Here is a 9,247-nt window from a genome sequence, read left to right as displayed (position 1 = left end):
GCTATGTGAGGGCTACGCAGCGCCGGGCCTGCTCAGCACAAAGGGGTCAATATTGGACGCCGATAGGGGGTCAAAGTTCAATGCCGATTGACACTCCGAACTGTTCACCCCCAAGCTCGTCACCGTCCTGCGCGAAGGATATGGCCCGGCGCAGTTGCGGGCCGATGCGATTGCCGGACTGACGGTGGCCATCGTTGCGCTGCCGCTCTCGATGGCCATCGCCATAGCCTCTGGAGCGACGCCGGCGCAGGGACTCTACACGGCCATTGTCGGCGGTTTCCTCGTATCGCTTCTGGGTGGATCGCGCTTCCAGATCGGCGGCCCGGCCGGAGCCTTCATCGTGCTGGTCGCCGCGACGGTGGCGCAGCACGGAATGGATGGGCTGATCCTCGCCACCTTCCTCTCGGGGCTGATGATGACCGCCGCGGGATTCCTGAGGCTTGGCGCCTTCATCAAGTTCATCCCCTATCCGGTCACGGTCGGGTTCACCGCCGGCATTGCGGTGATCATCTTCGCCAGTCAAGCCAAAGACCTGTTCGGCCTGGCGCTGGAGAATGAACCAGGCGAACTTCTGGAAAAGGTCCCGGCTCTTTGGGCCGCACGAGCGAGCCTGACGCCAGCCGCGCTCGGCGTTTCCGCTGCAACGGTCGCCGTGATCCTCGTGCTGCGACGCTGGCGCCCGCACTGGCCGGGGATGCTAATCGCCGTGGGGTTCGCCGCCACTGCGACCGCCATGCTCTCGTTGCCGGTGCAGACCATCGGCACAAGGTTCGGCGGCATCCCGTCGACGATTCCCGCGCCCAGTTTGCCTTCGCTCTCGATGGAAACCATCCTCGCGGTCCTGCCGGCCGCAATCTCCTTCACCTTGCTAGGGGCCATCGAGTCGTTGCTGTCTGCCGTCGTCGCGGACGGCATGACCGGCCGCCGCCACAGGTCGAATTGTGAACTCGTGGCACAGGGTGCGGCTAACATCGGATCGTCCCTCTTTGGCGGGTTCTGCGTGACCGGCACGATCGCGCGAACCGCGACAAATGTCCGGGCCGGCGCGCACGGTCCGGTGGTTGGCATGCTGCACGCCGCATTCCTGCTTCTCTTCATGCTGATTGCCGCGCCACTCGCCTCATACATCCCGCTGGCCGCGCTGGCTGGTGTGCTGGCCGTCGTTGCCTGGAACATGATCGAGAAAACGGCCATCGCGATCCTTGTCCGCTCGGGATTGGGGGAGGCGACGGTGCTGGGCGTCACCTTCTTTCTGACTATTTTCCGTGATTTGACCGAGGCCATCGTCGTCGGCTTCGCACTCGGGTCGGTCCTCTTCATTCATCGGATGAGCCGCACGACAGGTGTTGTGACAGACGGTGCCTTTATCGGTCGCGATGAGGCCGACACCGCTCACCCGCGCGGCGACTACGATGAAGAGCAGGCCCAGAATCCCGACGTCGTCATCTACCGGATCACCGGTGCGCTGTTCTTCGGGGCGACCGCCTCGATCGGCTCCGTGCTCGATCGCATCCAGGACACCCACAAGGCGCTGATCGTCGACTTCTCGACCGTGCCCTTCCTCGATTCGACCGGCGCCAACATGATCGAGGGGCTGGCCCACAAGGCGCAGAAGCGGGGTGTCTCGCTGTGGCTCACGGGGGCAAGCAGGGAGATCCAGCGTGTCTTCGCCACCCACGGCCTGGAGCCCCCGGTGGTCCACTACGCCACGACTGTCGATGAAGCCGTTGCGGAGGTGCGCGATGCCGCCGCCACTCAGCGGGCGGCGGCCTGATGCCCGAAACTGGCAGGGGAGCACGTCGCCCGGCACGGCGCCGGAACGGTCCGGCCGAGGCTCGGTGGCGCTATGTTCTGAAGGCACTCGAGCGCCCGCGAACCCAGGCGGAATTGCGGGATGCACTCGGGATGAGCAACAGCGGTATCCTCCATCTTCTGCGGCGGATGGAGCGCGACGGACTGGTTCGTCCCGCCGAGCGGGTCGCGTGGACACGGATCTGGGAGCGCGCGGGCACGTCGATGACGGATGGACGTCGATGAGGCCAGAAGCTGAGATCACCCCGGCTGAGAACATTGGTTTGCTCTGCAATATCCGACACTACGCGCTCGGACGAGGGATACGGTCATCCCGCAGGTCAGGGCTCGCGCGGTTTTCGATATGGGTATGGCCGCATCGAGCTGACGGGCGGTCATTCGAGAGGCCTCGTTTGAATGACGGCTCTGGGCCGATCGCGTTGGCGCATCCTCACGCAGGAAGGGCGGCAAGCAGCCATTCGTTGCCGTCTGGCTCGCATGTCGCAAAAATGCAGTTTCTTCCCCTTGGGAGCTTCGAAACGTTTTCCTTGCGCATGCCCATGTAAAGGTCGTGTCAACGTTTGGGAACGCCCAAGGGCGGGATCCGGCGCCGCGGGGAAGTCGAGCCATTCCTCGGATTTCCTGTTTCGTGACGCTCATGCTGCGGACGGGCAACAAGGGCGATCAGACGGAACGCGGCGGCGTGCGACATCCAAGCAGCTGGGTATTTCCCAATGACAACACCGAGTCTGCGGTTTAGCCTGGCGCCATGAATTCAGGTGATTGGTCAGAGGCGGAAAACGATGCAGTTGTCGCGTCTTATTTCGCCTTGCTCAGCGACGAGTTGTCGGGACGTTCATACAACAAGGCCGCTCAGAACAGGGCGCTGCAAGACCAGACCGGTCGCAGCCGGGGGTCGATCGAGTTCAAGTTGTGCAATGTCTCAGCGGTCTTCCGCGGGTTCGGGCTTCCGGTGATCGCCGGATACCAGCCCCGGTTCAATTTCCAGATGTCGCTGGCGCAAGCTGTATCCAGGTGGCTGGCGAAGCATCCGGATTGGGAGTTGGCTCTGCATGGGAAAACACAGAGACACATGGCGGAACCCGATGCACTTTATGTCGGCACAGCCCCCACCCTGAAGAACACACCACCCCCTGAAGAGTTGGAGCAGATGCAGCGCGTGGCCCGGCATTTCGATGTAGCGGGACGGGACGAACGCAATCGTGCCCTGGGCCTCGCTGGTGAAGAACGGGTCCTGCACCACGAACGCAATCTACTACGGCAACACGGTCGTGACGACTTGGCGCATCGGGTCCGGTGGGTCTCTAAAGAAAACGGCGACGGCGCAGGGTATGACATTGCCAGCTTCACACCTGACGGCCTGGACCGCCTTATCGAGGTGAAGACAACCAACGGCTGGGAGCGCACCCCGTTCTACGTCTCGCGCAACGAGCTGGCTGTCGCGGACGAGCGACGGGAGACCTGGTGCCTGTTCCGGCTCTACGAGTTCGCACGTGCACCCAAGGCCTTTGAACTGCGCCCGCCTCTGGATGCGCATGTGTCGCTGACAGCCACTGCGTTCCAGGCGAGTTTCCAATGACAGTTCATTCACGCAGGTTTGGGCGGACGATCGGCATTGACTATTCAGGTGCTGAGACAGCCGACTCCAGCCTGAAGGCCCTTCGTGTATACCGAACACACGGTGATGACCCAGCTGAGGAAGTCCTACCCCCACCCGATCCAAAGAAATACTGGACGCGACGTGGCTTGGCAGAATGGTTGGTCGACACGCTGGATGGCACCGTCCCTGCGATTGTCGGGATCGACCACGCGTTCTCTTTCCCCATTCGCTATTTTGAACGGCACCACCTGGTGCCGGACTGGCAGGTCTTTCTGGACGATTTCTGTTCTCATTGGCCGACGGACCGACCCCACACCTATGTCGACTTCGTGCGAGATGGATCTGTCGGGAATGGTGCCGCGAGAACCGGAGAGCGGCGATGGCGGCGACTGACCGAAGAGGCGACCGGATCCGCGAAATCGGTCTTTCACTTCGATGTGCAGGGATCCGTTGCGAAATCTACCCACGCTGGCTTGCCCTGGTTGCGGCTTATCCGGGCCGCGCTGCCCGAGGTGCACGTCTGGCCTTTCGACGGTTGGTGTCCGCAGAGCGGCACGTCGGTTATCGTTGAAGTGTATCCAAGACTCAGCAGCGGAATGCATCAAGCAGAAGACCGCACACGTGATCAGCATGACGCTTACTCCGTTGCGCGCTGGCTACAGGAGGCAGATCGAACGGGATTGCTCGAAAATGCCCTGACACCACCTGGACCAGAGCCAATTGCAATGACGGCGATGGTCGAGGGCTGGATACTTGGGTCCGAATGGCCTCCGGCAAAGCCAAAAGCAGCTGCAAAAAACGCACGGCGAGCATCCAGCCCCACAACAACCCAACCAGGCTATGTCAATCGCAACAACCAAGAAGTTCTATCCTGCACAGGCAAACCAGGAAACGACCACAACCAGGTCATCTACATTCTTCAATGCCTTACATGCGGTGTGAGATACGGAGCGAACGGGTCTGATATTTTTCAGAGGAAATGCCCAAAATGTGGTGGAGGAATGCCCGGACTGGCATGGACATAGACGGCTATTATCAGGACGAAAGGGCAGGTTTTTCATGCTGATACATAGAACGGCATCGAACATCGATAGCTTTCGGTCCTCGCCGTTGCTTGACGCGAAAACATCATCAAGAACAGAGATCTAATGCGCCGAGGGATGGAATGCAGTTCCGTTGTGGCGCAACGCGAGCTTAGCAGAAACAGCTCGGATGTTTAGCTACTATCCAACGGAGGCCATCATGAAGAAATTCTCGCTTCTCGACCTGTCACCCATCTCTGACGCGAGCCTCTCGCACAGGGGACGAACGGCCGCTCCCGCCTCGACCACCCCGGGCCGTCACGAACGGCCCCAAGCGGCCCTCCGCGACCGGCGCTTAGAAGGTCAGATCCCATTACAAAGCACGGGTCGGTGCTGGGTTGAATCCGCGAGATAAGAAAGTGTAGGTTCGCCAGAGTAGCGGTGGAACTGAAAAAAGGCGTTCAATTTTTGAAAGTTTGAGCTACCCCCCGAAAACTGGACACTGACGTAAGCTACGATTTGCTGTCTGCTGATCTTCAACACGAAGGAGATCAGATATGTCTAAACGAAAGCAACATCATCCAGAGTTCAAGGCCAAGGTCGCGTTGGAAGCGCTGAAGGGCGAGGAGACGGTCAGCGAACTGGCCAGTCGGTTCGGCGTGCATCCAACGATGATCCATCAATGGAAGCGGGCTTTGCTCGAAGGCGCGTCGGGAGTGTTTGAGCGGGGCAGTCGGAAAGCGCCGGAGATCGATGAAGATCAGGTCAAAGACCTGCATGCCAAGATCGGGGAGCTGGCTGTCGCCAACGATTTTTTGGCCAGAAAGCTCAAGCCTTGGACCGGCAAGTGAGGCGGAAGATGGTTGAGCCGAACCTACCAGGTCTGTCGGTCGGCAAGCAATGCGCGTTGCTGTCGATCTCGCGGTCGTCATTTTACTATGAGCCGAAGGGCGAAAGCGCTATGAACCTCGATCTGATGCGTTTGATCGACAGGCAGTTCCTTGAGACGCCGTTCTATGGCGTTCGACAAATGACATGGCACCTGCGCAACGACGGTCATCTGGTGAATGAGAAACGCATACGCCGCCTGATGCGCTTGATGGGGCTCATGCCGATCTACCAGAAGCCCAACACCAGCAAGCCCGCGAAGGGACATAAAATCTATCCCTATCTGCTGCGTGGCTTGCGCGTGGAGCGGCCAAACCAAGTCTGGGCCGCCGACATCACATATCTGCCGATGCGACGTGGGTTCCTCTATCTGGTGGCTATCATGGATTGGCACACCCGAAAGGTTCTGGCATGGCGCATATCAAACACGCTGGAAGCCGAGTTTTGTGTCGAGGCGCTGAACGAGGCCATCCACAAGTTCGGCCCGCCCGAGATCATGAACACTGACCAAGGTAGCCAGTTTACGTCCTTTGCTTGGACAGACCGGTTGCGGCGATCCGGCGTGCGCATCTCTATGGACGGAAAAGGCCGGTTCTTGGATAACATCTTTGTCGAAAGGCTTTGGCGGTCGATGAAATACGAATGCGTCTACCTGCACGCCTGGGAAACCGGATCAGAGGCCAGGGCTGGCGTCGGCAGATGGATCGAGTTTTACAACCGCAAGCGCCCACACTCGGCCCTTGGCGGCAAACCACCAGCCGTGGTCTATTGGCTGAGAAAAGACGAAACCCAACCCGATCAGCAGGAGCAGAGAGTAGCTTAATTTACGCCAGATCCTGTCCAAGAGATGGGGAGTAGCTCACTCCACGCTTTTGCTCTTCCTTGATATCCCTGAAGATTGGCAAGTTAAGTGCCTCATCGCCTTTGCGGTTGCGCTTTGCCTTCTATATCTTGGTATTTTGGCGTGGGCCAACAAGCTACGGAAGGTCATTATCAAGATTGACGGCACCACTGTTACGATCAAATCTGGCAACATATTTGAAGAACCCGGCCTCAAGGCAATCGCATTCAATGAGTTTTTTGACACGCAGGTGGACAATGTTGTCATCAGTGAAAGATCCCTGAATGGAGTTTTTCTGAAGTCACATCTTGAAAGCGACGTTACAGATTTAGATAATGAAATATCTATCTTTCCGTTTGAAGAATACGAGATTTTGGAACGTGATGTAGTTCGTGAGCGCGGTAAAAACGTCAGGTTCAGACTCGGAACAATATTTATCAAAGATGATTATATTTTGACTGCCATGTCCAAGTTCGACAATAGCAATCGAGCCAATCTCACCATGCCCGAGTATTTAGAATTTTTAATCAACTTTTGGGACAGGGTGAACAAAGTATACGCACAGAGAAGCGTGGTAGCTCCAATATTTGGATCGGGAATTACTCGGTTACAGGGGCATAAGAATATTGGCGATGAAGATCTGTTGAAGATTATGCTCTGGACGTTCCGCATAAGTGAGATGCGCTTTAAGTATCCAGCAAAGCTAACCATAGTGGTTCATAACGAAAAGATCGATCAAGTTAATTTGCTGGAAATGAAGTCACTGAGGAACGGAGTATGACAGAAGCAGAATGTTTTGGACGGTATGCCAAGGTAGAAGGAATGTCTTGGCCTGTAAAACGTGGTAGGAGCTGAGGAAATGGTATACCGCACAGGAACATACATCGCATTCGACGGACTGGGCAAGATTAATCCGGCAGATTCGGATTTCCGATATTACGTTACTATTCAAGGCTGGAGCAAGTTGAAAACGACTGATTTCAAGCTTACAAATAGCCACGAGAAGGCCAATGCTGTCAGAGACACAAGTAAGCTTGAGACCTTGCATGCAAGTATTCGTCAGAGACTTGCCTCCTCAAAAAATATGCTTGTGATCTTATCTGACGATACTCGCAAGCGGGGAAGCGTTCTTTCTTGGGAGATAGAAAAAGCCGTTGATCAGTATGAATTACCCTTGATAGTCGCCTATACTGGTTACAACTCGATATTAGCGCCGCAGGCTTTGGCCAACCGCTGGCCAAGCACTCTTGCTAAACGGATCAATGATAGAAGTGCGGCAGCAATTCATATACCGTTCAAGAGAGATGCGATGTTTGACGCGATTGGTAGGTTTACAGTCAACGGTGAGGATATTGGCGGCTCACTGCAATTCTATACAGAGGCCGCTCATCGGGGATGGGGCTATATTTAACATCAGGGCTGTTCCGCGCTCCTTGTTAGCCCGAAAGTAGTTTTGCAAGATGCAGCCTGTCCGCCTTATGAGTAGAGCTACCATTGCTTGGAAGCGCGGCTTCCCACCAGCCAGATTGATCATCTCACAACTGCGGAGAACGACCGCAAACAGCCCCATCCGGACACCATGCCACCACGGGTTGGTTAAAGTCGGCCTATCGTGGCGCTTACAGCATGCCGCGCACTGAGACGACGACCGGTTGCGCCAAGCATTGCTGCTTGGGTTCTAAGCCGCAGCATTGACGAATAAAAAAACACTGAAGGAGCGAAAAACACGTATTCCGCAAGGACGGATTGTCTGCGCTACCCTAACGTGAAATGATTGTGTCATGTCATGCGATCAAACCAGAATTCCCGTGAGCACGCCGCCACATGGGTGAGGATGCGTCCACCTTACCCCGCCCCACAAAAACGTGCGGTTGCACACCTTGACTGCCGCCATCAACGCCTTGGTCTCTACTATGAGTTTTCGCTTCATCCATTCCAGCGACCTGCATCTCGGTCGTCGCTTTCTCAGCCTTCCCGAACCGCAGGATGGCAACCTGCGAGGGCGGCTCATGGAAGCGCGCTTCGACAAGATCCAACGCCTCGCCGCTGCGGCCCGCGCGCATGGCGCTGCGCATGTCTTGCTGGCAGGTGACACCTTCGACACTGCAACCCCATCACCCCAGGTGCTGCGCCAGGCGCTTGCAGCGATGCGGGACGAGAGTGAGGTCACATGGTGGCTCCTGCCAGGCAACCACGACAACATGCGCAACGCGGAACCCATCTGGGACGAGATCAGCCGTATTGCGCCGGACAACGTTCGCGCGGCGCTTGATGGAGCCCCCATCGACCTCGCCCAGGGTGTCGCCCTTCTGCCTTGCCCGGTGCCGGTGCGTGCCGCAGGGCGCGACCTGACCGAAGCTCTGCCACGCATGGAAACACCGGAGGGCACGATCCGTATCGGCCTTGCCCATGGTGGTGTCGTGGACTTCTCGGACCGGGGCGATCACATCCCGCCGGACCGCGACCAAACCGCAGGTCTGGATTACCTGGCCCTTGGCGACTGGCACGGGCGCCTGAAGGTCTCGGCACGGACACAGTATTCGGGGTCGCCGGAGCAAGATCAGTTCAAGCACGGCATGCGCGGTCGCTGCCTTGCCGTTACCCTTTCGGGGCGTGGAACAGAACCCGAAGTCACCGAGATCGAGACCGGGAGCTTCCTGTGGCAGGACACGGACCTTGCACTTCATGATGGCGAAGACGCCACAGAAGCGCTCGAAGCCCTCCTGCCCTCTCACGATCGCCGCAACACGCTGCTCAAGGTCCGCGCCTCCGGTTGGGCCTCCCTCTCAAGACATGCGGCCCTCCACAGCACTGCGGAGCGGCACGCGCCCGAGTTCGCCTATCTCGAACTGGATGCGGACGGCCTCGGCACTCTGCACAGTGTCGCCGACCTGGACGAGATCGACCATGCCGGTGCCATGCGCCTCGCCGCGGAGCAGCTGATGACTGAGGCTGAAGACGCGGCACTGTCGGAGGATGATCGTGCCATCGCTGTGAACCGGCATGCAAGATTGACCCCTGTATTGGGGTAATCGGCGTCCAAAAGTGACCCCCCTGATATTTCTGTTCAGAAGCTTCCTCGAC

At 57.8% G+C, this 9,247-nt stretch carries 8 protein-coding genes; all 8 read left to right on the top strand.

Features of this window, described 5'->3' with window-relative positions; genetic code table 11:
* Window positions 1-154: 154 nt before the first annotated feature.
* The 8 genes from ACGKZZ_RS16890 (at window position 155) to ACGKZZ_RS16855 (ending at window position 9,195) form a co-directional block, all read left to right on the top strand.
* Complete coding sequence (locus ACGKZZ_RS16890; protein WP_411224691.1) at window positions 155-1,774, top strand: SulP family inorganic anion transporter; 1,620 nt, start codon at window positions 155-157, stop codon at window positions 1,772-1,774.
* Window positions 1,774-2,037 carry a winged helix-turn-helix transcriptional regulator gene (locus ACGKZZ_RS16885; RefSeq protein ID WP_411224690.1) on the top strand — a complete coding sequence of 88 codons (264 nt, stop codon included), beginning with the start codon at window positions 1,774-1,776 and terminating at the stop codon, window positions 2,035-2,037. Before ACGKZZ_RS16890 ends, ACGKZZ_RS16885 begins: the two co-directional genes overlap by 1 nt.
* Before the next feature lie 523 nt (window positions 2,038-2,560).
* Window positions 2,561-3,391, top strand: coding sequence for a DUF3883 domain-containing protein (locus ACGKZZ_RS16880; protein WP_411224689.1), 831 nt, complete (start codon window positions 2,561-2,563; stop codon window positions 3,389-3,391).
* 179 nt (window positions 3,392-3,570) lie between these two features.
* A complete protein-coding gene (locus ACGKZZ_RS16875) occupies window positions 3,571-4,437 on the top strand; it encodes a hypothetical protein (protein WP_411224688.1) in 867 nt (288 codons plus the stop codon).
* Between the two features lie 554 nt (window positions 4,438-4,991).
* Window positions 4,992-6,145, top strand: a protein-coding gene (locus tag ACGKZZ_RS16870) for an IS3 family transposase (RefSeq protein WP_411224687.1) whose coding sequence is annotated in 2 segments (ribosomal slippage) — window positions 4,992-5,267 and window positions 5,270-6,145 — 1,152 coding nt in all. Because the reading frame shifts where the segments join, the coding sequence is not laid out codon by codon here.
* 49 nt (window positions 6,146-6,194) lie between these two features.
* Window positions 6,195-6,944, top strand: coding sequence for a macro domain-containing protein (locus ACGKZZ_RS16865; RefSeq protein ID WP_411224686.1), 750 nt, complete (start codon window positions 6,195-6,197; stop codon window positions 6,942-6,944).
* 78 nt (window positions 6,945-7,022) lie between these two features.
* On the top strand, window positions 7,023-7,574 hold the full coding sequence (locus ACGKZZ_RS16860) for a TIR domain-containing protein (protein ID WP_411224685.1): 552 nt from the start codon (window positions 7,023-7,025) through the stop codon (window positions 7,572-7,574).
* A 502-nt stretch (window positions 7,575-8,076) separates the two neighbouring features.
* Window positions 8,077-9,195, top strand: a complete 1,119-nt coding sequence (locus ACGKZZ_RS16855; RefSeq protein ID WP_411224684.1) for a metallophosphoesterase family protein — start codon at window positions 8,077-8,079, stop codon at window positions 9,193-9,195.
* Window positions 9,196-9,247: the final 52 nt, after the last annotated feature.

This window comes from Marivita sp. S2033 (genome assembly GCF_046592965.1).
Taxonomy (GTDB): Bacteria; Pseudomonadota; Alphaproteobacteria; order Rhodobacterales; family Rhodobacteraceae; genus Marivita.
This window is presented reverse-complemented; position numbering and strand designations above follow the sequence as displayed.